Origin of the sequence: Pseudoalteromonas sp. JB197, from assembly GCF_002332205.1 — a bacterium.
Lineage (GTDB): Bacteria > Pseudomonadota > Gammaproteobacteria > Enterobacterales > Alteromonadaceae > Pseudoalteromonas > Pseudoalteromonas nigrifaciens.
Window position 1 is genome coordinate 2,999,187 of record NZ_NRGZ01000001.1, and the last position, 26,530, is coordinate 3,025,716.

A 26,530-nucleotide genomic window follows, 5' to 3' on the forward strand; every position below is an offset into this window, starting at 1 on the left:
GTATTAGGTGTTTTTATGAGAATTGCATTGGGGTTAGGGCACAAAGAGTTTTTATTTTTTTTATATTTCTTTAGTGAAAATAAAATTGATTTGGAAAGATATACATCAATTAATCGTATTTCAAAGTTCTTTAAAATTGATGCGCAAGCATGTAAGAAAGCATTAACTTTGCTAGAGAAAAAATCGCTATTACTAATTGAAACTCAATATAGTCAGAGTCAAGGCAGCCCTCGTAAAATCTATTTTAGAGATGAAAAACTAGTGGGAAGCTTTTTAGGTATTCCTTCAGAAAAAGTACTAAACTCTTTCTTAAAGGATATTGTAAAGGTACGAAACGATGAATCTTTAAATAATTTTCAGCGCGCTATTATTTTAAGTTTTCGGTACTTTGAGTATGCTGACTACTCAGTACGAATAGTCAAAATTAAGGATGTTTCTTTATTTTTGAAAGCTACAGAGCGTAGAGTTCAATCGACAGTTGAGGAGTTAAGTAATAGAAAAACTACTGAAATAGGAAGTTTAAATAAAGTTTTATCCCCTTATAAAGCTGTAATTGTTAGTTCACACAAAACCTTACCAAAACGATTAGATGTCAAACAGAAAAATGACTATAAGTGCCCCTCCAATTTTTATGCATTTACAAAACGCTATAATGCGTCCCTAAATTTTGAGCTCTATAAGATCCTTAATTTAGTTATTCAGAAACTAAAAATAACAAAAGTACAGTTAGAAAATGATAAATTTAGTTTAAATATCGAGCAGCGAAATTATTTTGATTTGGCAATTAGTAAGTCATTTTTCAATTGGCCTGGCTATTCAGGTATTGAAGAGCTATTAACATACGAAAAAACAAGAGAGATTCTTGAACTACTTCGACTTATTAAAGATGATAAGAATATTAGATATTTCATAAATGAAGAAATAGGAAAAAGGATAGTTAGCTGCTTTGTTGGTAACAAGGAATGGTCGGTAGGTATAGATGGTATTGATTTCGTTGAAAGTTTATTTATGAAGATCGGGAAAGGTGTAACAGGACGTGGTGCTTCGTCGCTAACTGAATTATTGAATATTATTTTCAGGGGAATTATTACATCAATAGAGAGCGCAGTAGCTCGAATGTTAGCTAAAGTGTTCGAATGCGAAGATATCTATCTAACAGTTTTGAATCCGCTCCAATTGATGGATGAGCCTGATATTTATATTTTATACGGGGTTGCAGAGGCAAACATGATTTATAAGAAGAAGAAGCCATTACCTACTTTAAATCTACTTGGCTTTAATCTTTGGAGTGACAATAGTAAAACAAACCATTTGGGTACAATGCTATTGAAGTTTTATTAAAATAGGGATCATAACTCCAGAGTGAATGATAAAATTATCTTAAAGGTATGAAAGGCTACTTTTCTAAAAAGTGTTAAAAGGTCTTTGTTTCTTTCTTTTGTTGTATGTCGGATAGGTAAGATATACCTATTTAACTTAGTTATTTATAAGTATTGATGATGTAATAAAATACATAAGTGCCTCTTTGTATACTTACAAAACAAAGAGCACTAAAGATGATCAAACAACCAATATATAACCCAGGATACCAACAACGTATCGAATTAGTTTTAAACCATGCCATTGAGCAATACCCTCGATTGAATGTAGTAAGATTTGACTTATACCTCCCTGATTATTATCAGTGTCTTGATACACCTAAAGCAGTAGCGAATAATTTAATATCAAGGTTCTTTGCTTCATTAAAAGCAAGGCTTAGCAGTGACGCAATACAGCGTAGACGTTTAGGGCATAGAGTTCATGACACGGAGTTGTACTATGTCTGGGCGAGAGAGTTTGGAGAGATTGCTGGTAAAGAGCACTATCATATTGCTATTTTTATTAATAAAGACAGGTTCCACTCTTTAGGTAGCTATGACAGTAATTCTGGTAGCCTTGCTTCACTAATTATACAAGCATGGGCTAGTGCACTCGATATCCCCGTGGATGAAGCGAAAAGCCTTGTAAACTTCCCTGACAAGGCGTGTAATTGGATTGAAAGCAATTCTAAAAATTATCTATCACAAAGGGATACATCTGTATCTCGATTAAACTACTTAGCAAAAAATAAGACAAAAGTTTATGGTACCGGTAATAGGAATTTTGGAACCAGTTACATACCTAAACAGTATTAATGACTTGCTATTAAAAGCGCCCCAGATAGGGCGCTGGTTTATTTAATATCATCTTCATAGATTTTCTGAATTATTTTCAATATAGCAATCGTATGAATAATGATTTTTACCGTATTAGTATTTAGCAATATACCCTCCTCTTAGTTATTACTGTCTAAACTCAATAGCTGCCTTTCTGCAAAAGAAACACATGTTTCACCTACGATAATGTGGTCAAGCACTGTCACGTCTATTAGCGCTAAAGCACTTTCCAGCTTCTTTGTAATGAGTTTATCTGCTTGTGACGGCGTGGGATCGCCTGAAGGGTGGTTATGAGCAAAGATAACGCTGGTGGCATTTTTATTAAGCACAGATTTCACTACCTCTCTCGGATAAACCGATGCAGCATTAATCGTCCCAAAAAAGAGTTCTTGATAATCAATAATCCGATTTTGGCTATCCAAATACAACGCAGCGAATACTTCTCGCTCATACACACCTAGTTTTGCCTTTAAAAAGTCTATGGCCGTAGACGGGCTGTTAAGGGCTCCTAGGCGAGCATACCTTTGCTGCATTATTTCAGCTGCTCTTTCTAAAATTTTATCTTCTAAACATTTATATTGTGATTCGTATTGCTTGGTTTTAATTAAAGCCATGATCAAGTCCTCAGGTGGGTAATGAATACACTTGAGTGATATATGCCTTCAATATTTTTGATTTTGCCACCAGCTTAAAAAGTAACTTTCTACATAACTGACATATCTCTTGAACCTATAACGGAGATAGAAAAATGCGGTTAATCAAATTAAAAGAAGTTATTCAAAAAACGTCACTTGGCCGTTCAACAATTTATGAGTTTATGACTAAAGGCACATTTCCTAAGCAAGTTTCTCTAGGTGCCAAATCGGTGGCTTGGGTTGAGGCCGAAGTTGATGAGTGGATTGAAGAAAAAGTTAGGGGGAGAGGCTAATGAATCTTCCATTAAACAAAGGTAAAGTGTTGTCGTGCTTAGAGAAAGTGTTGAGCAACATTACAGGGATTAAAGTTGTTACTGCAACAAATGATGAATTAAGAGTGTGCAACTTCTTAAAAGGTATATATCAACAACTAGCTCATTTCTTCTCTGAAATTTTAATTCGATACACTCAAATGAAGTGCATCGAATTATACTGCTTAGGAGAAGTTTAAACCTAATTGCTCTTCAATATTTAGTATTTGTTTTGCTAATTGCTCCGCTAACAATGGTGATACCGCATTACCAATTTGTTTTCCGATAGTTGTAATTCCCCCAATAAAAACAAAATCATCTGGAAAAGATTGAATCCTAGCAGCCTCTCTAGGCGTGATGGTTCTATTCTTTTCAGGATGTACGATTCTGCCTACCGATGGTGTGTTTATTCTAGTTGTTAATGTGAAGGCTGGTTTATGTTTTTCCATACGGCCCCAAGAGCCACTGTGAACTGATTTTGTGTGCATATGCTCTGGTAGGTCAGATTGTTTTTTTCCACTGTTAATTAGTTTCAGTTTCTCTATAGTTTCTTTGCTATGAGAAGATGCTTTATGATTGTAGATTATATTTTGAGTTTGAGCCCCAAGCTTTAATTGGTAGCTTGTGTATTCTGCGTGGTTACTTTTAACCAACAAATCAACCCCTTCTCCACTCTCTATAGGTGGTAGATCGCTAATAGCATCCCAAGTTGAAGTATAGTCTCCTGGGCTATGAGTAGGTGAGGGAATTAGTGACTTAGGATCCACTGACTTTCTCGTACCGAAAAAGAAGGCTCTTTTTCTGAGTTGAGGAACGCCGTAATCAGCAGCAAGAAGCACCTTAGAGTCAAGCTTATATCCAATTCCTTCGAAAAGATTGTATATTTCATCTCTAACCGTTCCACCGTTATAGTTTAATATCCCTTCTACATTCTCAATAATGAAGTAAGAGGGGTTTAAAGCTTTAACAAACCGGAAGAATTCCATAAACAATTCATTTCTTTCGTCGAACTTACCCTCGAAACTTTTACGAATCCTATTGCCTGACATTGAAAAGCCCTGACAAGGGGGGCCTCCAATAATAATGTCACACTCAATGCCTTTCTCTTGAAAGTTGTTAACTATTGTTTCAGTTGGTAAACTTCTAATATCGACATTATGTAAAATGGTTTCAGGATGATTTTTACTATATGTTTTTGCTATTTCATTATCAAATTCTACAGCTGCTACAATAGTGCAGTTGGCCTTTTTAAAGCCTGTTGAAAAACCACCTGCACCAGCAAAAAGATCTAATACGCCCAAAGGTTTGTTGCTTGGTTTTGATTTGTTCTTCCAGTAGTAGTTATTATTTTCTTCAAAATAAATAAATTCTTTTTGTAATAAGTTTTCAATATCAATAACTTTTTTATTTTCATCAATAAAAGCGTGATTTAAGATAATTTGAGGGATAAGAAACTCATATAATTCAGCTGCTGTACACTGTTTATGCGACTGTAGGTAGTCAAATGCCATACCTTTTATGAGGGCATAAGCATTTGGATGATGTGTAAAGACAGTGTTCGCTGGTTCATCTACCTTCATGAAGTTATAAATGAAGTCACCTTTTAAAGTGTTATTTTTATTTATTCCTTGAGTGCCTGATGATACAGCTTGAGGTTGCATAACAACATTTACTAATTGAAAGCCATTTCTTAATAGAGGTTCAACAATCGCCTTCCACACCTTCAAATCTCTATTGTGAAAGGAGAAAGATAAGTACTTACCTTTTTTTAGTACGCGATTTAGCTCTTTGAAAACGCCATTCATCCCCTCTTCGAAACTATCTATTCGTTTTTTACGAAAAGGATCTATAATTATTTCGTTAGAGTAATCAGGCTCAAAGCCAAGCCATGAGTTCCATAAATGACTTAGGCCTAAATATGCAATACTTTCACCATATGGTGGATCAGTCCAGATATAGTCAATTGATTGGTCATCTATCTGACTTAGGAATCTCGAATCTTGGTTGTATGTTTTAACAAATTTAGAATCAATTTGCGTTGTTTCACTTTTACCTTTAAGAATTGCTTTATATCTTAATTGAATACACTCAAATACGTTTCTTTCAGTATGGACTTTGGGAACCCAAAATTTACTTATTACCCAGCCTGATTTGTAAGATGCTGTTTTGATATCTCCAGGGAGCATTTTAGAGCAATTTGGTAGTGCTGAGGAAAACACAAAAAGTAGCAGGTTTCTTACGGCTTCATCTTTTTCTTCATTAATGTTTCTAAGAAAAGAGGATAAAATAATTAAAGCACGCTTTGAAAAAAGTTCATCTATTCTTTCATTTCCACTGCGTTTCACATACTGAAGAACTTTATCAGTAGGAAAAGCATTACCTTTAGTTAACAGTTCAAAGTTTCCTACTATGTCATCATAAACTTTAATATCTATAGCTGTGGCAGTTTGAATAACTTTTTTACAGCATGGACAGTTTTGCCTTATTGTTTCTAGCCCTTCCTCACTCCATACAAGGGAAGATAGCTCAACATCGGCATCGCACTTTGAGCATTTTGTGATATAAAAATGCCGATATTGTTCGAAAACTTTTTCGTAGATGGACTCAAATGCAAGCTGAAACTTTGGAATATTAACTTTATTTACAGTGTTATCGACAATGAATTTGCTCATAGGGTTTAGATCTACACCTATAACTTCTCTCTCTAGTTTTGCACCTTCAATAACAGTTACACCGCTGCCCATGAATGGGTCTAAAACTCGTTCACCTTTTTGGGTATGGGCTGCTATATATTCAGACACTACATTATGAGGCTTTCTACCCCAATACTTATGCATTAAGTAATGTGCGGGATGTGACTTTGGTGAAATGGCTCGTGAGATTGGAATAGTATGAGATGTTTTTTTAATTTCTGTATTCAAAATGTTTTTTAACCCTAAAACTTCATTTTTACAAAATAAACGATGGTTGCTGGCATTCCTATATGAGGTTAATTTCTCCTCAGACTCCCATCTCTTAATAGTTGCTTCAGACCTTTCTAGAATCTTAGCCACCTCAGTTGTTTTAATAAAATTTGAATCGTTCATAACTTGGTTCTTTATATATATCCGCTCATTTCATTCTAACCTTAGAAGCCTAATGAAGGCTAGATAAATATATGAATTTGTTTAATAATATTTGCAACTACTTAACGCATATACGAATTTATTTTATGAATATTCAAGAATATTGTTTAGAGAAAAACTTCTATTTTGACGATGATACCTTATATAACTTCCACTGCTGCTTGCAAACAAAGCCATTTACCATTCTTTATGGGCCATCAGGTACAGGGAAGTCTAAAATAGCAGAGTTATATGCGGATTTTATTTGTGATAAAAATGGTTTGGATCTAGATAAGCACCTATGTTTTGTACCTGTTAGACCCAACTGGACTGCGCCATCAGACTTGATGGGGTTTTACGACTATCTGAATGGGCAATTTGTACCATCAGACTTTTATAACTTCATGGTAAAAGCTGAAAGCGACCAAGATAACCCATATTTTTTAATATTGGATGAAATGAATTTATCCGTTGTTGAGCATTATTTTTCTGATTTCTTGTCATGTTTAGAGAGCCGTAGATTGATTCGCACTATTAACCATGACTTAGAAGATTGGGAGAGTGAGGTAGTTGAGCTAACTCCGAAGACATTAAGTCAAGCGGTAATTGCCGCGTTTTTTGATTTAGTTGAAAAGGGTGACTTAAAAATTAATGACACTTTCGACAGAACCATTTTGAGAGAGCACTCCATAGTAGAGCGCTGGGTACAAACTTATTCAAAAACATACTCGTCAACAAAAGATAGGGGATTTCAAACTCCATTCAAAACAGAGTTTAATAGCAAAGTTAAAGGCACCCAGATTCCTGATAGGTTAGCCGGTAAGTTTTTTCAACATCTAGGACCAAATCAAGCCAAATTATCTAATACTAGAACTTACGACTTGAATGAGTTATCAGAAGATATTGTTCACTCATTACTTAAGCACACTAAAAGTGGAGAAATAGCACAACACTCACTTGAAATCTACAAGATACCTAATGGCGCCCCAAAGAGAATGGAAATTCCTTTAAACCTTTATATCATCGGCACAATTAATATGGACGAATCAACACATGCGCTTAGTAGTAAGGTATTGGATAGAGCAAATACGATTGAGATGAATAATGTATCAATAGATATTTTAAATACTCAAGTTGCTCAAGGTGGCACCCTGAAAGTTGATAAATTAAGTCATACTTTTTCAAAAATAACGGCATTACCAACTATAAACAGTGCAAAAGCACTTGCTCAAAAAAAACCTAAACTTATCGAGTTGATATATGCAATTAATGATGGATTAATTCCGTACAGGACAAATATGGGGCACAGGTCAATATTTGAAATTACTCATTTCATTAATAATTATATTGCAGAATGTAACGATGAAAGTTTAGCTGAAGAGGCCTTAGATCTTCAATTTTGTCAAAAGCTAATACCTAAATTAATGGGGGCAGATGAAAGGGTGGAATTAAGTATATTGCATACTGTATCAACTATTACTTTAGGAGTATTGAATAATTCTGATCATGTTCTAACAGCTGATATGTCTCTGCAAAGCTATCCAAAAACACTGAATAAATTACAAAGAATGTATAAATATTATACACAGAACGGCTTTGTTAACTTCGCGAATGTTTAACTATGTTATTCAGAATAGTTGATATCAAAAGTAAGAGCGAGATTGGTTACCTCAATAATGAGTTCGTCATAGAAGAAAACAGAAAATATAAAGTTATTGATGAAACAGGGGCATTGAAACCAGAAGAGTTTACAACGATTGGTGATTGGTTATCTCCAAATCTTGCAATAATAACAAGCACAAACAAGGTTGCAGTATTTCGATTAAAGAATATTGATATTAGGGTTCGCTCTAAGCTTGGTGATGATTTTTTTAATAAAGTAAAAGACGAAATAGCGGAGATTGAGAAGCAGTTACTAATATCATCCAATGGTTTAGAAGAAACGCTTGCGTTGACTCATGGCTCTTTCCTAGAAGATGTTGCGACTTCTCTTTTATTAGAATCATGGAATAATGGAAAGCTTCATTGCGTACTTCGTTTTTTATTTGAAAACCCTAAGTTTGGCTTTTTTAATAAAAGCATTGAAAAGGACTTAACTAAAGGTGGTGTATTATCTAGCGCTGACTTTCAACATTTAGGCAAGTCTACTAGATCATTTATATGTCATAACGGTAAGGTCATTCCGACTAAAATTGATACAGTGATGAGATCGCAAACTCATAACGTTATAGAGATGCGCTTTATCAAGTTTTTCTTATCGTTTTGTTTTAATTTATTAGAAAAGCGAATTATTAGGCAAGGCATTGAAATAGCTGAACTGAAACGAAAAATTCAAATTGCAAAGTTGGAAGGTAACAACAATAATATTCTTTTATTAGAAAATACACTTCGAGCTTTAGAGAGTAAACAAACAAAAAATAAAAAGATTAAGTTGAATTTTAATGTTTTTCTGAGGAATAAAGTTTTGGATAATGTTAAGTTTACAGGAGAGATTGACTTCACATCGTTAAAATTGCATAACCAATTTCATCTTAAATATCTGCTTGATTTATACCTTAAAATGCGAAAGTCTTTTGAGACTTTAAGTAGCCATAATTTGGTTTATTTGGATATCAATTCCCTAGAAAATCTTTATGAATACTACTGCTTAATTCGGTTATTAAAGGATTATGATGTTCCAACCGAGAATATCAAAAATTTAATCAAAAAGGAGAAGTCAGGTTGGGTTATTGATAAATCCATAGCTATCCCAATTGGAGTGTATTGCGACTTCTCCCTTACTCTCTACTTTAAAAAGAATTTTAAAGGTGGAAGTGATACTTACTCACAAAGTTATGATCCTGATTATACAATCGAGCTAAAAGATAGAAATGATAAAATATCCTATTTACATCTTGATGCAAAGTATAGGCACTACAAGTATCAGGTGAAGAAAGATGATATTGATAAGATGCACACATATACGCATGCGATAAAGAAATCTGTAGGCGCAATTGTTTTATTTCCTGGTAAAAAGAAAGCTTACTATAAGTGCTTAAACTCTTTAGTTGGGGGTCTTTACTGTAATCCTTTAGAACCACTAGACTTGAAACGTGGAGTTCAAGATTACTTAACTGAAATAAAATCTCTTAATACTGAATAACTAATTTGTTACCATTTAACTTTTTTGAGGGGTTATATGAAAACGTGGTACTTAGTGACCTGTAAGTCACGTCAGGAAGATAGGGCCGTTACTAATATATGTAATCAGGAAATAGAGTGCTTTTATCCAAAGCTAACCACAGAAAGACTTCAAAGAGGAAGAAAAACCACTAAGGAGTCGGCTTTATTCCCTGGCTATCTATTTGTTTGTCTAGACGATGAGAATGGTAATTTTTCAGGGGTTAAAAATACTCGTGGAGTAAATGGTTTCGTAACATATGGATCTAGATATCAAAAAATACCAAGTGAGTTAATTAATAGTTTAATGCGTGACCGTACAGTAGAGAATTTAGTACCCAAATCAGGAGACGTTGTTCATGTCAACAATCTATCTTTTAAAAATATTGAAGCCATTTACAAAGAGCCTGATGGGGATATTAGAAGTATCTTATTAATAAATATGTTAAATAAAACGGTAGAAGTTAGTATTGAAAATACAGATATGACTCTCAGAAAAGAATAGGAAATGTTCAACAACTTGTGTCTGAAATTGTCACACTACCCCGCTAGCCACGGTCATGTTCTTTTTTACTTAATCAGTGAGTTACGTGGCTTTGTTGTGAGCATGCTAAAAATAGTTTCAAATCAGTGTAACCCTCACACTCAAATACTATTTTACCTCCACCAGCATAAACCTCCGGTAATTCACTAGTTCCCTCATTAATTGCCTCTACAATTACATATCTAGGCGTATCTTCTTCTCTTTGTTCTACGTCAGCATAATCTACCCATAACACGTAGTACTGTTCACCTACTTTGAAATAAAAGCTTGGACATTGATCGTTATGCCAGCTTTTATCTATTAGATAAGGGTGATCTTTGAAGTCAAAGCCTAGGTCAAAGTTTTGACCAAATTCTTGTTTGTATAATTCCATGTTGCTTCTCTTTAAAGTTAATAAGTCGATGCTAATGCATCGGCCTTATGCCGCAATTTATAAACTAATGCCTAAATCTTCTTCTGTTAGGTAGTAGCAGCTATCATCAGGTTCAAATCCACATTCATTTGCGTAAGTCGGCACGCCATTGTTAAAACTAATAGCCAAATGAGGTGTTGGGCTATCGTGACGAACTATATGAGTTTCATGCTTAATTAGTTGTTTATATGGAACATTCAGTGCAACGTTCACTGCTTGCGTATGTGATTGCTTATACCAATGGTTTTTTCTATCACAGAGTTATAAGTGTCTAATTCAGCCTTGATAATTTTCTCCTCCTCCCAATCACTTAGATACTCAGACCACAAGTGCGCTCTCAAATCAGATCTTTCATTGAAGTGTGAGGCATTCCATATATTTACCTTATGACTACCATCGCGATAATGTATAACTACCTCTGCCATTTTTGATTTGATAAGCTCTTCTTCAAACTCACTCCCTGAATTATGGTGAAATGATAGTTCTGGTTTATTAGGTTTTTGTGTTTTGATGTTTGTATCGTTAAGGTTCTCTATGATGTCTAAGAGGCGAACAATTGTTTTATCAGGCGTATCATCAAAGCCAACAGCATACTTTTCAATGCGCTTATAAGTGGTTGTAGTGATTGGAAAATCGATTAAGTCAGTTTCATATTCTTTCATGCAAGCTTTCCTTTGCTATGTATTTGCTTTTGTTGGTATACGTAAAGTTATTATTTTTAATACATATATGATTCTAAAATGATAAATGTCGTTAGCTGGCATCGTTAAACATCTAATAACACAAGCACCTGCAATAACTTCAAGTAATGTAGTAAACTTACATCAATATCGAAAAGTACAAAAGCATAGTTTTACTTTTAGTACCCACATTAGTACCCATGGCCTAAGGCCTTAAATTAAAGGTCATAAAAATCAAATGAGTAGAGCAGGAATACAGTGGTTCCCTGGGCACATGAATAAAGCCCGCAACGAAATTAAAGAAATAATGCCGCAAATGGATGTGATTATTGAGGTGCTTGATGCGCGCATTCCTTATAGTAGCGAAAACCCTATGGTGGCGACGCTGCGTGAAGGTAAACCGGTAATTAAAATTTTGAATAAAGCCGATTTAGCCGATCCAAAAATGACTCAAATATGGAAAGATTACTTTGAGCAAGAAAACGGCGTAAAAGCAATTGCTTTTGGTAATGATAAAGCGGCTGAAGTACACCGTATTAATGAGCTGTGTAAAAAGTTAGTGCCTCACAAGGTGGGTGCCGATAAGCAAATTAAAGCCATGATTATGGGTATTCCTAACGTGGGTAAATCTACGTTAATTAATGTGTTAGCTGGGCGTATAGTTGCTAAAACAGGTAACGAGCCTGCGGTAACTAAAGCGCAGCAACGTATTAAGCTTGAAGACGGCATTATGCTTTACGATACGCCGGGTATGCTATGGCCAAAAGTTGAAAATGAAAACTCGGGTTACCGCTTAGGCGCAACTGGCGCAATACGCGATACAGCACTTGAGTATGAAGAAGTGGCGAGCTACACAGCTGAGTATTTAATAAAGGCGTACCCTGAGCTACTAAAAACACGCTACAAAATAGATGAACTACCAGAGAGTGACTGGGAGTTTGTTGAATTAGCGGGTAAAAAGCGTGGTTGTATTCGTGGTGGTAACCAAATAGACACTTACAAAATGTCGGAAATTTTAATTAACGAACTACGCGATGGCATTATTGGCCGCATTACTATGGAAACCCCACAAATGCGTGAGGAGGAAGAGATAATGGTTGCTGGTTTACGTGCGGCTGCGGCGGCTAAAAAGCAAGCCAAAGAAGACGAAAAGTTACAACGCCGAGCGCGAGCGCGTAAAAATCGTCGTTAATAATTAACCTGAATTTAGATAACTGAAAGTAATTTAATAGCTAAATTACAGACATAAAAAAAGCCCGTAAGGGCTTTTTTAGTTTCATATCTACCGTCACCGATATGAGCAATGTAGCAAGTAAAATAGTAGGGCGGTTACTCGTTATCAACATCAAGGGGCGTTGTGTTGAATTTACAAGTAACCATAGCAGTTAACGTGCGCTACACGTTGTTCCAGGGTCGAGAAACAAATCAGTTTATTTCGTAACAAGTTAGGATGTACTCCTTTCTTGTTGATAGTGATTATCAATTAGATTTAGGTTTGTGTCAACACCTAAATGCAAATAATTCTTATTTATTTTGTCGTGCATGTTTTGAATTGTTAGCACTAAAGTGGGTGCTGCTTTTTTCTGCAAAAACACATATGCTAGATAAATAATTATAAAAATAATTAAAAGAATAAAACAATGTTTTCTATTTGGTCGATTAGCTTAATTGCCGTGGTGTATTTAGGCATATTGTTTGCTGTTGCAGGGTGGGCCGATAAGCGTAAGGTTTTACCTTTTAAAGGCTTAACTTATGGTTTGTCGTTAGGGGTTTATTGTACCTCGTGGGCTTTTTTTGGCACTACCGCACAGGCTGCAAGTAATGGCTGGTGGCTCGCCCCTACTTATGCGGGCACTATTATATTATTTATTTTTGGTTGGCAGCTATATTGCCGCATTGCGCATATTTGTCGGCAACAAAAACTTACCTCAATGGCCGACTTTATAGCCACTCGGTATGGACAATCATCGAGTTTGTCGGGTTTGGTGTCGCTTATTTCGGTGATTGCAATTGTGCCGTATATTTCTTTGCAGCTTAGTGCTACGGCGCAAAGTATTAACTTGCTTACCGACCGAGCACCCACGCAAAGTAATGCAGTGTGGGCCGACAGTACTTTTTATATCACCTTGCTTTTAGCTTTATTTGCTATTTTATTTGGTGCTAGGCGGTTACGCCCAAGCGAGCATAACCCAGGGCTTATCGCCAGTATTGCGTTTGAGTCGGTGGTAAAGTTACTGGCATTTATTACAGTGGGTTTATATGTTTGCTTTGCACTATTTGATAACCCAGTCGCCTTATACGAAAAAGCCTATGAGCTTAAACTACCCACCCAAGTTACCGCTACGCAAAGCCCTGTTTATGTATATGTTGCGCACACCTTACTAGGGCTTTTAGCTACGTTATGTTTGCCGCGTCAGTTTCATATGAGCTTTATTGAAAACAATAACGACAATGAACTGGCCAAAGCGCGGTGGATATTTCCACTTTATTTGCTACTAATTAATTTATTTATTTTACCTATAGCTTACGCCGGCTTGGTTTACTTTAATGGCAATGATATTGGCCACGATTCTTTTGTATTAGCATTGCCTATGGCGGCAAACAATACCCTGGTAACGTTTGGCATTTTTAGGTGGGTTTTCGGCAGCAACCAGCATGGTGATTGTATCGTCGATTGTATTATCGGTAATGATCACTAATGATTTTATCATTTGAGCCGAAAAACTCCGTCCTTTAGGTCGGGGATGTAAGGTTTTAGCGCAACGCGCTAACAATAGAGCTTGAATCTTACAAAAACACTGTGTATCTTGTAAGGCATGAAAGAGATAGCGGTTAAACAACGGTTCTACCCAACACCTGAGCAAGTAACCTTACTTGAACAGACGTTTGGCTGTACGCGTTTTGTTTACAACTCTATTCTTCGTTGGCGTACTGATGCTTACTACAATGAGCAAATCAAGATTAACTACAGCAAAGCATCAAGCTATCTAACTGAACTCAAGAAAAACCCTGAGTTCCCTTGGCTTAATGATGTTTCTAGCGTTCCTTTGCAGCAAGCAATCAGAAACCAACAAACTGCTTTTAAGAACTTCTTTGAGGGTCGAGCTAAATACCCAACTTTCAAAAAGAAGCGCTCGAAACAAAGCGCACAACTAACCAAAGCAGCATTCAGATATACTGATGGTCAGTTGTTCATGGCTAAATCTAAGCAACCTATAAATGTTCGTTGGTCGCGAGAGCTGCCTAGCGAACCAACCACCATTACAATTAGCAAAGACAGTGCGGGTCGCTACTTTGTATCTTGTCTGTGTCGCTTCGAGCCAAAACCACTATCGATTAGTAAAAATACAGTCGGTATTGATTTAGGTTTGACTGACCTTGTTATTGCCTCCAACGGTTTCAAGTCTGGAAATCCCCGTCACACCAAGCGTTACGCTAGTAAACTAGCTAAGACTCAACGTGTGCTATCGAAGAAGAAGAAAGGTTCTTCTAACTTCCACAAAGCCAGAAAGAAAGTCGCTCGCGTTCAAGCAAAGATTGCTGATTGTCGTCACGACTTCACCCACAAACTGACTTCCCAATTGATAAACGATAATCAAGTGATTAGCTGTGAAAGTCTGAGCGTAAAAAACATGGTCAAGAATCGAAAACTTGCTAAAGCAATTAGCGATGCCAACTGGGGCGAGTTCGTGCGCCAACTTACCTACAAAGCTGAGTGGTACGGTCGAACTGTAGTTAAGATTGATAAGTGGTATCCAAGCTCTAAACGCTGTAATTGCTGCGGTTACGTTGTCGATCCCTTGCCGTTACATATCCGCAAATGGTCGTGTCCTCAATGCTCTAGCGAGCTAGACCGCGACATAAATGCGGCACTGAATATTAAAGCTGTCGGGCAGACAGTGTTAGCCTGTGGAGCGTAAGTAAGACTTTAGATTCTTTTGAATTTAAAGCGATACGCTATGAAACAGGAATCCCCTCCTTTCCCGACTTGTCGGGCGCGAAGCGAGGTGGGGGAGGATGTCAATAATCAGTTTATTTTACGTCGCTCGCAGCTTACCTCAAGTAGCCGTGGGTTAGATAAAAACAACTTATTACATGCGCGCAAAATTGTTATTGTACTCATTTTACTACTTAGTTACTTTACTCACCGAGTACTTGGAGAAACCAGTACTTTAGCCACAGTGGGCTTAATGTCGTTTACTTTAGTGGCGCAGTTTGCACCTACCATGATAATTGGTTTGTGGTGGCGACATGCCTCTTGCAGAGGCGCGCAACTGGGTATTTTAACCGGCTTTGTTATTTTGGGTTATACCTTACTATTACCAAACTTGGCCAGTGGCCTGGGTAGCCAAAGTAGTTGGCTAACAGAAGGGCCATGGCAAATAGCTTGGCTGGCACCTACCGATTTATTGTCGCTTGGTTTGGAGAGTATTAGCCAAGCGTTATTGCTATCTTTAGGTGCAAATTGCTTAGTGTATTTATTAATGCCCTTTTTTAGCCAAGCCACTCTTGCTGAGCGATTACAAAGTAATAAATTTATTGCACAACCCCATGATTCACGCCTAGACACTACATTGCATCCGTTGAGTTATCATGACCTGGGGGCTTTATTGCAGCGTTTTGCTGAAAAAGAGGCCAGCCAATCGTTAGTTAATCATTATTTTCCTGATGATAAAAGCCAATGGAAAAGCCCGGCTAAAGCCGAGTTAGAGTTATTGGTAGAGCGTGAAATGTCGGCAGTAATAGGCGGTGCATCGGCACGGCTTATTTTAGACGTAGCTAAAAATGAGCAACGCCAACCATTAGAGCAAGTGGCCGAGTTTGTAGATGAGGCCAGCCAAGTACTTAAATTTAACCGCGATCTTTTACAATCTACAATTGAAAACATTCAACAAGGTATAAGTGTGGTAGATAGTGAATTGCGTTTAGTGGCGTGGAATAAAGGCTATAAACGTATGTTTACTTACCCAGACGATGCTTTATATATTGGCCGCCCAGTAGCCGATATTATTCGCTTTAATGCGCTGCGAGGGTTATTTAATAGCAGTAATATTGCCATTGAAATAGATAAGCGCTTAGCGTATTTAAAGCAAGGCAGTGCTTATAATTTTCAGCGTTCGCACAGCGATGGCCTAGTGTTCGAAATGCAAGGCAACCCATTGCCCGGTGGTGGCTTTGTAACTACTTATACCGATATTACCGAGTTTGTAAAACAACAAAAAGCACTAACGCTAGCCAATGTAAGCCTAGAGGAAAAAGTAGCAACTCGTACCGCAGCATTAACGCAAGCTAACCAAGAGTTATCGCAGGCAAAACAAGTAGCCGAACAAGCTACTGTGAGCAAAACCCGCTTTTTTGCGGCGGCCAGCCATGATTTATTGCAGCCGTTTAATGCCGCCAGCTTGTTTTGTTCTTTAATGAACGAAAAAGCACAAAGCTCTGAGCTAAAAGCGCTAGCACTCAATATTAAAAACTCATTAGGCAGTGCAGAAGAGCTGCTTAGCAGTATTTTAGAATTAACCAAGTTAGATTCTGGCTCATTTAAAGTGCAGGCCAGCGAGTTTGATGTTAGTAGTTTAATTGAGCCGCTACGCAACGATTATTCGGCATTAGCAGCAGAAAAAGGCCTTAAATTTATTGTAAAGCAATGCGATGTACGCATACATACAGATAAAGCACTGTTGCGGCGGGTATTACGTAATTTACTTAGTAATGCCATACGCTATACCGAGCGCGGCGAGGTACGCTTAAAAGTGTTGCTTGAACATGACAGCCATGTGTCGTTTGTTATTGAAGATACCGGTGTGGGGATTGCCGCAAGCGATCAGCAAAGTATTTATCAAGAGTTTAAGCAGCTGGGCGAAAAGCCCAATGCCGAAGGCCTAGGGTTAGGACTGTCGATCACTAAGCGTATTTGCGACTTACTGCAAATACCTTTGGTTATGGGTTCTGAGCTAGGTAAAGGAACGCAATTTACGCTCACGATGGCATGCACAGTAAGTAAAGCGGTACAACCTACTCAGCGGGTAATGCTTAACCCCGATACCGAACTAGGTCGCTTGCGTATTTGGCTGCTTGATAACGATAAAAATGTGCTTGATGCACTTAAGCAACTCCTGCAAAACTGGGGCTGCGAAATAGCCACGGCAACTAATTTAGCTGAGCTTGAGCAATTAAAAGCAAGCGCTGCATTACCACAACTACTTATTATTGATTATCAGCTCGATGATGGTGTAACCGGGCTTGAGGTGCTTAATAAGGCGCAGCTTACTAACTTGCCGGTAATTGTAAATACAGCAAATCATGATGAAAGCATACGTGAGCAAGAGCTTGATGCTGGTTATCCGCTATTGTATAAACCGCTAAAAGCACCGGCATTAAAGCGTATGATTAAGCGACTAACCAAGTAAGTTAACGGTGTAGTGTTTGTGGGCTAGTTTACTTCTAACTTACCGACTTGCGATAGCTGGTTAAATAAAATGCCAGCTTGGGTGCGGTTATAAACGTTGAGTTTGCGTAAAATAGCAGAAACATGCTGCTTAATAGTGGTTTCTTGAATCGACATTTCAAAAGCTATTTTCGATTGCGCCTAAAGCGCAGCAAATTAGTGAGTTTTTAGCCAACTAGGAGGCCTGCATGAGCAAAACAATTTTAATAACCGGTGCAGCCAGCGGTATTGGCTTATATATAGCACAGCAATTAGCCGCAGCGGGTCATCATATTATAGTAACCGACCTAAATGCAGCGCACGCAAAAGAAGCGGCAGAAGATATTGTTACTAATGGCGGAAAAGCCCAAGGTTATGCATTAAATGTGGCCGACAGCGAGGCAATTACCGCTTTTTTAAGCAGTTACCGCAAGCTGTTGATGTACTTATAAATAATGCTGGCATTCAGCACGTAGCAAAGCTTGAAGAATTTCCGGCTGATAAATGGCAATTTTTGCAGCAAGTAATGCTAGTTGGGCCCGCAATGATGACCCAAGCGGTATTGCCTAAAATGTGGGAACAAAATTTTGGCCGAATTATTAATATTGGCTCTATTCATGCCATGGTGGCCTCTAAATATAAGTCGGCCTATGTGGCCGCCAAACATGGCTTAATTGGCTTTAGTAAAACCATAGCGCTTGAAACAGGAGATGCCAATATAACCATTAATACCGTGTGCCCCGCGTATGTGAAAACTCCGCTAGTAGAGCAGCAAATTGCCGCACAAGCCAAAGAGCATGGTTTATCTGAGCAACAAGTTATCGATACTATTATGCTAGCACCCATGCCAAAAAAAGCCTTTATTGGTTTAGATGAAATACACCATACGGTAACCTTTTTAATGGCTGATGCGGCGCGAAACATTACCGCACAAGCTATAGTAATAGATGGCGGCTGGACCGCACAATAGGAGCTAACAATGGCAGGATTCGATAAAGTAGTAAGCAGTTACAGCGAAGCAATGGCAGGGCTTGAGGATGGCATGACAGTGATTGCCGGTGGTTTTGGCTTGTGCGGTATACCGGAGGGACTTATTGGCCAAATTAAACGCCAAGGTATTCGTAACTTAACTGTGGTGTCTAATAACTGTGGCGTAGATGGTTTTGGTTTAGGCGTGTTACTAGAGGATAAACAAATACGCAAAATGGTGGCCTCGTATGTGGGCGAAAATGCCTTATTTGAGCAGCAACTACTTAGTGGTGAGCTAGATATAGAGCTTACTCCACAAGGTACACTGGCTGAAAAAATGCGCGCTGGTGGTGCAGGTATTCCTGCTTTTTATACCGCCACTGGAGTAGGCACGCCAGTGGCTGAGGGCAAAGAAACGCGCAATATTAATGGTCGAGACTACTTGTTAGAACACAGTATTACCGGTGACTTTGCCATTGTAAAAGCCTGGAAAGCGGATCGCTTTGGTAATTGTATTTATCGCCATACCGCGATGAACTTTAATCCTATGGCCGCCACCGCAGGTAAGATAACTGTACTCGAAGTAGAAGAAATTGTAGAGCCTGGGGAGTTAGAGCCAAGCCAAATACACACTCCCGGTATTTATATCGATCGGGTTATAAAAGGGGTGTTTGAAAAACGCATCGAAAAAGTGACCACCCAAGCAGCAAAGCAATAAGGAGTAAGCTAATGGCATTAACACGTGAACAAATCGCCAAGCGAGTCGCGATGGAATTACAAGATGGCTATTACGTTAATTTAGGCATTGGTATTCCTACCTTAGTAGCTAACTATGTCCCCGATAATATTGCAGTAATGCTGCAATCAGAAAATGGCCTACTGGGTATGGGGCAGTATCCTACTGCCGATGCGCTCGATGCTGATATGATAAACGCCGGTAAAGAAACCGTTACTGCCGCCACTGGCGCAGCAATTTTTAACTCAGCCGAAAGCTTTGCGATGATCCGCGGCGGTCATGTTGACTTAACCGTATTGGGTGCCTTTGAGGTTGACCAAAACGGCAATATTGCTAGCTGGATGATCCCCAATAAGTTAATAAAAGGTATGGGCGGTGCGATGGATTTAGTGGCTGGTGCAAAAAACATTATTTGTACCATGACCCACGCTAATAAGCATGGTGAGTCAAAATTACTCAGTGAGTGCAGCTTACCGCTCACCGGTGTGGGGTGTATTAATAAAGTAATTACCGACTTGGCCTTACTGGAAATTAAAGATGGTGCATTTCATTTATTAGAGCGCGCCCCCGGAGTGAGCGTAGAAGAAATTCAAGCGAAAACACAGGGGCGTTTAATTATCCCTAAAAACACACCCGAAATGACATTTTAATAATAGCTTATTAATTAAGCCCGCATTGTTGCGGGTTTTTTATAACTTAAAAAGCTACCAATTTATTATAAAACCACTCATGTTAAGTAGGTTAGATCAAGCTCTGGCACGTTTTGAAGCTCGCCAACAATGTTTTTCGGCTGCTGTTGAGGTGACGAAGTCTATGGTTGATACCCTATTTGGTTCAAAAGAGCGTGTTAGTACCACAACACGCTTACCCAAAGGAGTCGACTCGCTTACCTTAAAAAAATAATAACTGCATTTAATGAACATAAAGAAACAGCATTTACAGCTCAGCAAATGGGTGATTTAGTGGGTGTAAGCCGATCGACTGCGCGGCGATATCTTGAATATATGCTGGAAGCTGAACAAGTTAAAGCGGATCAAAGCTATGGCAGTATTGGTCGTCCAGAGCGTTGCTATAAAATTCGTTAATAAAATAAAGCGCATAGCGCGCAGCTAACGAACTATGAAGCTAAATTGCTTGGTAACTTAGAGCGCAAAAAATATCGATTTCAAACCGCGCATAACTTTTTTCTAAAATTGACTGCATTTTAAGCGACTTCTATGGTGATGTTCGCTTTAAGTGATGTTATACTCCGGCCGAATAATTTTTCGACTTTATTAAGAGTAAACTAAATGGCAGATTTATCGAAGTACAGAAACATTGGTATTTTCGCGCACGTTGATGCGGGTAAAACTACCACCACTGAGCGTATCCTAAAGCTTACTGGTATGATCCACAAAAGTGGTGATAGCCACGACGGTACAACAGTAACAGATTTCATGGACCAAGAAGCTGAGCGCGGTATTACTATTCAGTCTGCGGCTGTAAGCTGTTTCTGGAAAGATCACCGTTTTAACGTTATCGATACTCCTGGACACGTTGACTTCACAGTAGAAGTTTACCGTTCACTTAAAGTATTAGATGGCGGTATCGGTGTGTTCTGTGGCTCTGGTGGTGTTGAACCACAATCAGAAACTAACTGGCGTTATGCGAATGAGTCAGGCGTTGCACGTTGTATTTTCGTAAACAAATTAGACCGTATGGGTGCTGATTTCTTCCGCGTAGTTAAGCAAGTTAAAGACGTACTAGCTGCAACGCCATTGGTAATGACGTTACCAATTGGTAGAGAAGACGAGTTTGTAGGCGTAGTTGATGTTTTAACTAAAAAAGCATACGTGTGGGATGACTCAGGTCAGCCTGAAAACTACGAAATTAAAGATGTTCCAGCGGACATGGTTGACCAAGTAGAAGAATACCATGAAATGCTTATCGAGATTGCTGTAGAGCAAGATGATGACCTAATGGAAGCGTACATGGAAGGTGAAATGCCTTCAGAAGCAGATATCAAGCGTTGTATCCGTAAAGGTACTCGTGAGCTAGCTTTCTTCCCAACATACTGTGGTTCAGCATACAGAAACAAAGGTATGCAACTTATTCTTGACGCAGTAGTTGATTACCTACCAGCTCCTACAGAAGTTAACCCTCAACCTCTTATGGATGAAGAAGGTAACGAAAATGGCGAGTTTGCTATCGTATCTACAGACCTACCATTTAAAGCGTTAGCATTCAAAATAATGGATGACCGTTTTGGTGCATTAACGTTCGTACGTATTTACTCAGGTAAGCTTAACAAGGGTGACACTATCCTTAACGCGTTTACTGGTAAAACTGAGCGTGTTGGCCGTATGGTTGAGATGCAAGCAGACGACCGTAACGAATTAACTAGCGCACAAGCTGGTGACATCATTGCTATCGTAGGCATGAAAAACGTGCAAACTGGTCACACATTATGTGATCCTAAGCACCCAGTAACACTTGAGCCAATGGTATTCCCAACTCCAGTAATCTCGATTGCTGTACAGCCTAAAGATAAAGGCGGTAATGAGAAAATGGGTGTTGCAATTGGTAAAATGGTTGCAGAAGATCCATCTTTCCAAGTTGAAACAGATGAAGATTCTGGCGAAACTATCCTTAAAGGGATGGGTGAGCTGCACTTAGATATCAAAGTAGATATCCTTAAGCGTACTTACGGCGTAGACCTTATTGTTGGTCAACCACAGGTTGCTTACCGTGAAACTATCACTAAAGAAGTTGAAGATAGCTACACGCATAAGAAACAGTCTGGTGGTTCTGGTCAGTTTGGTAAAATTGATTACCGTATCAAGCCTGGCGAAGTGGGTTCTGGTTTCACGTTTAAATCATCTGTTGTTGGTGGTAACGTACCTAAAGAATTCTGGCCTGCAGTTGAGAAAGGCTTTAAGTCAATGATGAACGAAGGTGTTCTAGCTGGCTTCCCAGTACTTGACGTTGAAGTTGAACTGTTTGACGGTGGCTTCCACGCAGTGGATTCATCAGCAATCGCGTTCGAAATCGCTGCTAAAGGCGCTTTCCGTCAGTCTATCCCTAAAGCGGGTGCACAACTTCTTGAGCCAATCATGAAAGTTGACGTGTTCACGCCAGAAGACAACGTAGGTGACGTAATCGGTGACCTTAACCGTCGTCGTGGTATGCTAAGCAACCAAGAAGCTGGTTTAACAGGCGTTCGTATTAAAGCAGACGTACCATTATCAGAAATGTTTGGTTACATTGGTTCACTACGTACAATGACATCAGGTCGTGGTCAGTTCTCTATGGAGTTCTCACATTACGCACCATGTCCTAATAACGTTGCTGAAGCTGTAATCGCTGCAGAAAAAGAGAAAAAAGCTGCTAAGTAATTAGCACCTTAACTCTTTAAAAAAACCCGCACATGTTGCGGGTTTTTTATTGCCCATAATAAAATTGATATATTAGGGTGTGCTTATCTTTCGAGGTTAAATTTACAGCATTGCGTTTCCTTTTAAGGTTAGGTAATGACGGCGCATAAATGCCCAGCATGCGTTAATTTGGCGTTAAATATAACGGCTACAGTGAGCTAAGTGAGTTGTTAACTTAGCTGTGCGTATGCAAGTGGGAGGAGTATTACGATGATGCGCTATACACCATGATATTATTGTTGAGTGGTATACCTTTGCCTATAAACGTTACTAATTTAATACAATTAATAAAAAAGGTGTAAACAGCTAATTGCCGACAATAAAAAAGGAGCTATTTGTAGCTCCTTGTTTATTTTAAAGTGTGGCGCTAGCTAAGCTTTTTAATTAGCTTTTCTTTTAGCGCTTTCATCTTTGGCGAGCGTGACTTATTAAAGCTTTGTATTGGCATGGTAACCAAGTGCTCTTTTGGCAATGCGGGTATAGTTAAAGGGTATTGCCCTGCGGTGGGTACCGAAATCTCTTTAAGGTGCACTTTAAGTGCCTCTAGCATGGTATCGTTATCTACTTCACTAGGGCAGATAAATATACCTAGCTTTCTGAGTTTAACCCCCAGTTTTATACTGCTTGAATAACGCACTATAGGTGCAGCTAGTACTAAACCTAGTAATATAGGTGATAGCCACCAAAAAAATACCGGCGTGAAGTAATACGCTGTGCTACCCCAAGCAATAGCGACCAAAGTAGAAAATAACGTATAACTAAACGCTTCTCTCCATGGCACCATACGGCCTTCTCGTGGTTGAGCATCCCACTTAACTTTTTTGCCTAAAAACACACAAACAACAAAATAAGCATGAAACACCATCATTAATGGAGCCATGACAATAGCAAAAACTGTTTCTATAATTGCGCCTAACGTAAGCTTAATAGCACCACCGAAGCGGTTTTTTCTGTGCACCAAGGTTACGATTATACCCATTAGTTTTGGTAGCAATAAAATAACAATAGTAAGATAGAGCAGAGCATCAATTAAATCGGTTTTAGCTATTTGCCAAGTAGGGAACAATTGATAAGCGCGGTTAAAATAAACGTCGCTATTTAAAGCACGTGTTACGGCATCAACCGTACTTAACGCGAGCATAAGTAACCATATTAATGACGAAATATAAGCGGTAGCGCCAAGTAAAAAGTGAAATTTGCTCATCAGCTTTAACTTTGGTGACGGGAGTAATCCAATGTGTTGAATATTACCCTGTACCCAACGTCTGTCGCGCACGGCATAATCTAAAATATTACTTGGGACTTCTTCATAGCTGCCTTCAATATCTGCAAGTAGTAATACTTCCCAATTTGCACTGTGTAGTAATGATGCTTCTACAAAGTCATGGCTGAGTATTTCACCACCAAAAGGAGCATTGCCTTTAAGTGTGGGTAAACCACAGCAGTCAATAAATGCGCTTACTCTAATTATGGCATTATGGCCCCAGTAGTTTGCTTTATCGGTTTGCCAAAATGCCGATCCTGTTGCCAGCATAGGGCTATAAAGTACCGAAGCAAACTGTAAAAAACGACCAAAAAAGGTATCTTGGCGTACCGGAATAGGAATGGTTTGAATAAGTCCTACTTGCGGGTTGTTAATCATGCTTGCCGTTAGCTCTAGCATGCATTTACCTGTCATAACGCTGTCGGCATCAAGCACAATCATATGATCGTACTGGCTTCCCCAGCGCTCACAAAAGTCGGTTAAATTACCTACTTTACGGTGTTTATTATCTTCGCGGCGACGATAAAACAACTGCTTTGATGTCTCGCCTAGGCGCTCACACAAAGCATGCCAAGCACTTAGTTCATTTTTAGCTATTGTTGGATCTTGTGTATCACTGAGTAAATAAAAATCAAAGTTGGCTAATTCCCCAGTCTCTTTTAATGACTGTAAGCTCACTTCAAAGCCTGCAATAACACGGTGTGTATCTTCGTTATAAATAGGCATTACTATGGCAGTTTTTTGCTGAGAAAATGCCTGACTATCAAGCTTTATAGGTTTTATGCGCCTAAGGGTAAGCGGATCAATACGCAGTAACTGCAGTACAAACCCTATAGTACCACTACAAAATGCGGTAACAATCCATGCAAAGGTAATTGAAAATAATGCCAGCAAAGCATATTCAAGTGGTGTCATACCATTTGAGTTTAAAATTTCAAACATAATAGAGATGCCATACGCAGATATACCAATTGCGGCAATGGCAAATAACCAAATACGAAGTGCCTTAAAGGGCATAGATATTTTGGTGGTTTGTTTACTTGATGTCATTTGGATACCAAACATAACTCCATACCTCGCTAATTTCTTTATCATGCAGCTTTAACGATAAGCGCATGTCTACAGGTTTGCCGTTTTGTGGAGCTATTTTAAAAGCAACTCGCCAGCCTAATGAATCAGGTAATTTTTGCACAGTTACATCTCTAACCTCACCCGTTGTTAATTGGATGTCGGCATTTAAATTTAACTTTTCTGAAAGCTTATTTATATCAGGCCCAGCAAAATCAACCGTAAATTGGCGATGGCTTTTAGGTGGCGGATTATCTTCACCCGGTAATGCCGCGCTACCAATGCGAGTGCGAACTGCGCGTGCCTTATCATGCTGAGTTAAGTAAGCATTAAAGGTGGTCATTTTATAGCTTAGCTTTAACGAATCGCCTGCTTTAAATGGTTTTTCAGGTACCCAGTAGCTCACTATGTTGTCGTTTGTTTCTGTATCTGTCGGTATTTCTACCAGCTCTACTCGACCATTTCCCCAGTCACCTTCAGGCTCTATCCACAGGCTAGGGCGGTTGTGATAATGCGCTTCAATATCAAAGTAATTATTAAATTCACGATCACGTTGCGCTAAGCCAAATCCCTTAGGGTTCTCGTATGAAAAAGAGGTTACGCTAAGTTGCGACGGATTATTAAGCGGACGCCAAATCCAGTTGTTATCCTGAGATTGGGTTAACAGTCCGTCTGAGTCATGCACTTCTGGGCGGTAATCGTCAAAAAATTTAGTGCTGTTTTCGCCGTGATAAAACATGCTTGTTAGTGGTGCTACGCCTAATTTTTTCACGTCTTTACGGGCAAAAATTTGCATATCTACTTTAACGCTGGTGTTGGTGGTAGGGTCAATACTAAACTTATAGGCGCCGGCAACCGATGGGCTATCAAGCAGTGCAAAAATGATAATGTTGGTTTGTTCTGGCTGTGGTTTTACTAGCCAAAACTCTTTAAACACAGGAAACTCCTCACCAGACGCTTCAGCAGTATCAATTGCTAACCCTCGCGCCGATAGGCCATACACTTGATTAGGCCCAACAACTCTAAAATAAGAAGCACCTTGAAACACCATTACTTCATCTTTGTACTCAGTGGTATTAATTGGGTAATGCAGCCTAAATCCAGCATGGCCTAATTGTTTATTGGCAATACTCTTGGCTATTTCATCTTTTAAAGGTGCTGCAGTATCATCGTACTGATAAAAGTCAGTACTAAACGGCAAACGGCTAAGTTTAGAATCGCTATCAACTGTATTAATTGTTACTGGTGTTTTATATAAAAAGCCGGGGTGAAACAACTGTAGCTCGTAAAGACCTTCATCTTTCCACATTGACTTGTCTTGTTTAAAACGAATAGAGCGATAATCTTGATATTCAATATTATTTAGCGCATCTAGCTCGATGTTTTTAGGGGCAATATACTCCTCACTCGCTAATTTTTGAGCGCGGGCGCTGATCACATCAAATAAACTGTCTTGCGGGATGGCAACGTCAAGCGTAGCGGAAAATGCTTGCTGAGCTGAAAAAACAAGAAACAAGCTAAGTAATGGTACTGAGGCTTTTTTCCATGTTGATATTAGGTGAATTGGTGCTTTCATTTTCGTTCCTTTATAAAAACATGACTTATTTTTACAG

The 26,530-nt window shown here is 38.7% G+C and carries 20 protein-coding genes and 4 pseudogenes; 16 read left to right on the top strand and 8 right to left on the bottom strand.

Annotation, left to right across the window (positions count from 1 at the left end; translation table 11 throughout):
• Positions 1–15 precede the first annotated feature (15 nt).
• Positions 16–1,341: a hypothetical protein gene (locus tag CIK86_RS13960; protein ID WP_086993138.1), complete on the top strand. Its 1,326-nt coding sequence runs from the start codon at positions 16–18 to the stop codon at positions 1,339–1,341.
• 215 nt (positions 1,342–1,556) lie between these two features.
• On the top strand, positions 1,557–2,174 hold the full coding sequence (locus tag CIK86_RS13965; protein WP_086993137.1) for an inovirus Gp2 family protein: 618 nt from the start codon (positions 1,557–1,559) through the stop codon (positions 2,172–2,174).
• Between the two features lie 140 nt (positions 2,175–2,314).
• On the opposite strand, the gene radC is transcribed toward CIK86_RS13965, so the two are convergent.
• Complete coding sequence (gene radC, locus CIK86_RS13970; RefSeq protein ID WP_086993136.1) at positions 2,315–2,809, bottom strand: DNA repair protein RadC; 495 nt, start codon at positions 2,807–2,809, stop codon at positions 2,315–2,317.
• 134 nt (positions 2,810–2,943) lie between these two features.
• Between radC and CIK86_RS13975 the strand changes: the two genes are divergently transcribed.
• A complete protein-coding gene (locus CIK86_RS13975; protein ID WP_086993135.1) occupies positions 2,944–3,123 on the top strand; it encodes an AlpA family transcriptional regulator in 180 nt (59 codons plus the stop codon).
• 203 nt (positions 3,124–3,326) lie between these two features.
• Here the strand turns inward: CIK86_RS13975 and dcm are convergent, their stop codons facing one another.
• The gene (gene dcm / locus CIK86_RS13985) at positions 3,327–6,227 is read right to left on the bottom strand and encodes a DNA (cytosine-5-)-methyltransferase (RefSeq protein WP_086993133.1); all 2,901 of its coding nucleotides are present in this window, start codon (positions 6,225–6,227) and stop codon (positions 3,327–3,329) included.
• A 125-nt stretch (positions 6,228–6,352) separates the two neighbouring features.
• On the opposite strand from dcm, the gene CIK86_RS13990 reads away from it, so the two are divergent.
• From CIK86_RS13990 to rfaH, 3 genes are read left to right on the top strand one after another with little or no spacing between them, the layout of a single operon-like run.
• Positions 6,353–7,864 carry an AAA family ATPase gene (locus tag CIK86_RS13990; RefSeq protein ID WP_086993132.1) on the top strand — a complete coding sequence of 504 codons (1,512 nt, stop codon included), beginning with the start codon at positions 6,353–6,355 and terminating at the stop codon, positions 7,862–7,864.
• Between the two features lie 2 nt (positions 7,865–7,866).
• A complete protein-coding gene (locus tag CIK86_RS13995; protein ID WP_086993131.1) occupies positions 7,867–9,387 on the top strand; it encodes a nuclease domain-containing protein in 1,521 nt (506 codons plus the stop codon).
• Positions 9,388–9,423: 36 nt separating this feature from the next.
• Positions 9,424–9,909 carry a transcription/translation regulatory transformer protein RfaH gene (gene rfaH / locus CIK86_RS14000; protein WP_086993130.1) on the top strand — a complete coding sequence of 162 codons (486 nt, stop codon included), beginning with the start codon at positions 9,424–9,426 and terminating at the stop codon, positions 9,907–9,909.
• A gap of 73 nt (positions 9,910–9,982) precedes the next feature.
• Here rfaH and CIK86_RS14005 read toward each other — a convergent pair whose 3' ends face one another.
• The 3 genes from CIK86_RS14005 to CIK86_RS14015 are packed head-to-tail and all read right to left on the bottom strand — an operon-like array spanning position 9,983 to position 11,022.
• Complete coding sequence (locus CIK86_RS14005) at positions 9,983–10,321, bottom strand: hypothetical protein (RefSeq protein WP_086993129.1); 339 nt, start codon at positions 10,319–10,321, stop codon at positions 9,983–9,985.
• Between the two features lie 57 nt (positions 10,322–10,378).
• Entirely contained in the window at positions 10,379–10,573 is a 195-nt protein-coding gene (locus tag CIK86_RS14010; RefSeq protein WP_086993128.1) for a hypothetical protein, read from the bottom strand.
• Positions 10,570–11,022 (bottom strand): hypothetical protein, encoded by a 453-nt coding sequence (locus tag CIK86_RS14015; RefSeq protein ID WP_086993127.1) that lies wholly within the window; start codon positions 11,020–11,022, stop codon positions 10,570–10,572. Before CIK86_RS14015 ends, CIK86_RS14010 begins: the two co-directional genes overlap by 4 nt.
• A gap of 256 nt (positions 11,023–11,278) precedes the next feature.
• On the opposite strand from CIK86_RS14015, the gene ylqF reads away from it, so the two are divergent.
• The 4 genes and pseudogenes from ylqF to CIK86_RS14035 form a co-directional block, all read left to right on the top strand.
• Entirely contained in the window at positions 11,279–12,232 is a 954-nt protein-coding gene (gene ylqF, locus CIK86_RS14020; protein WP_011329575.1) for a ribosome biogenesis GTPase YlqF, read from the top strand.
• Positions 12,233–12,680: 448 nt separating this feature from the next.
• Positions 12,681–13,749: pseudogene (locus CIK86_RS14025) on the top strand (hybrid sensor histidine kinase/response regulator); the annotation flags it as partial.
• A 107-nt stretch (positions 13,750–13,856) separates the two neighbouring features.
• Positions 13,857–14,960 carry an RNA-guided endonuclease TnpB family protein gene (locus CIK86_RS14030; RefSeq protein WP_096317104.1) on the top strand — a complete coding sequence of 368 codons (1,104 nt, stop codon included), beginning with the start codon at positions 13,857–13,859 and terminating at the stop codon, positions 14,958–14,960.
• Positions 14,961–15,065: 105 nt separating this feature from the next.
• Positions 15,066–17,450: pseudogene (locus CIK86_RS14035) on the top strand (PAS-domain containing protein); the annotation flags it as partial.
• A 23-nt stretch (positions 17,451–17,473) separates the two neighbouring features.
• On the opposite strand, the pseudogene CIK86_RS14040 reads toward CIK86_RS14035, so the two are convergent.
• Positions 17,474–17,620, bottom strand: a pseudogene (locus CIK86_RS14040) (LuxR C-terminal-related transcriptional regulator); the annotation flags it as partial.
• A 56-nt stretch (positions 17,621–17,676) separates the two neighbouring features.
• Between CIK86_RS14040 and CIK86_RS14045 the strand changes: the two are divergent.
• The 6 genes and pseudogenes from CIK86_RS14045 to fusA all read left to right on the top strand — a co-directional run bounded on the left by CIK86_RS14045 (position 17,677) and on the right by fusA (position 22,546).
• Positions 17,677–18,437, top strand: a pseudogene (locus tag CIK86_RS14045) (3-hydroxybutyrate dehydrogenase).
• 9 nt (positions 18,438–18,446) lie between these two features.
• The gene (locus CIK86_RS14050) at positions 18,447–19,154 is read left to right on the top strand and encodes a CoA transferase subunit A (RefSeq protein WP_086994382.1); all 708 of its coding nucleotides are present in this window, start codon (positions 18,447–18,449) and stop codon (positions 19,152–19,154) included.
• 11 nt (positions 19,155–19,165) lie between these two features.
• Positions 19,166–19,822: a 3-oxoacid CoA-transferase subunit B gene (locus tag CIK86_RS14055; protein ID WP_024594936.1), complete on the top strand. Its 657-nt coding sequence runs from the start codon at positions 19,166–19,168 to the stop codon at positions 19,820–19,822.
• Between the two features lie 79 nt (positions 19,823–19,901).
• Positions 19,902–20,075 (top strand): hypothetical protein, encoded by a 174-nt coding sequence (locus tag CIK86_RS14060; protein WP_140391173.1) that lies wholly within the window; start codon positions 19,902–19,904, stop codon positions 20,073–20,075.
• 47 nt (positions 20,076–20,122) lie between these two features.
• Positions 20,123–20,257 carry a CitB family transcriptional regulator gene (locus tag CIK86_RS14065; RefSeq protein ID WP_086994446.1) on the top strand — a complete coding sequence of 45 codons (135 nt, stop codon included), beginning with the start codon at positions 20,123–20,125 and terminating at the stop codon, positions 20,255–20,257.
• 204 nt (positions 20,258–20,461) lie between these two features.
• Positions 20,462–22,546, top strand: coding sequence for an elongation factor G (gene fusA, locus CIK86_RS14070; RefSeq protein WP_086994389.1), 2,085 nt, complete (start codon positions 20,462–20,464; stop codon positions 22,544–22,546).
• A gap of 406 nt (positions 22,547–22,952) precedes the next feature.
• On the opposite strand, the gene mdoH is transcribed toward fusA, so the two are convergent.
• Positions 22,953–24,914: a glucans biosynthesis glucosyltransferase MdoH gene (mdoH, locus tag CIK86_RS14075; RefSeq protein ID WP_086994392.1), complete on the bottom strand. Its 1,962-nt coding sequence runs from the start codon at positions 24,912–24,914 to the stop codon at positions 22,953–22,955.
• Positions 24,886–26,493, bottom strand: a complete 1,608-nt coding sequence (locus CIK86_RS14080) for a glucan biosynthesis protein G (protein WP_011329562.1) — start codon at positions 26,491–26,493, stop codon at positions 24,886–24,888. The genes mdoH and CIK86_RS14080 overlap by 29 nt, the downstream gene beginning before the upstream one ends.
• Positions 26,494–26,530 lie beyond the last annotated feature (37 nt).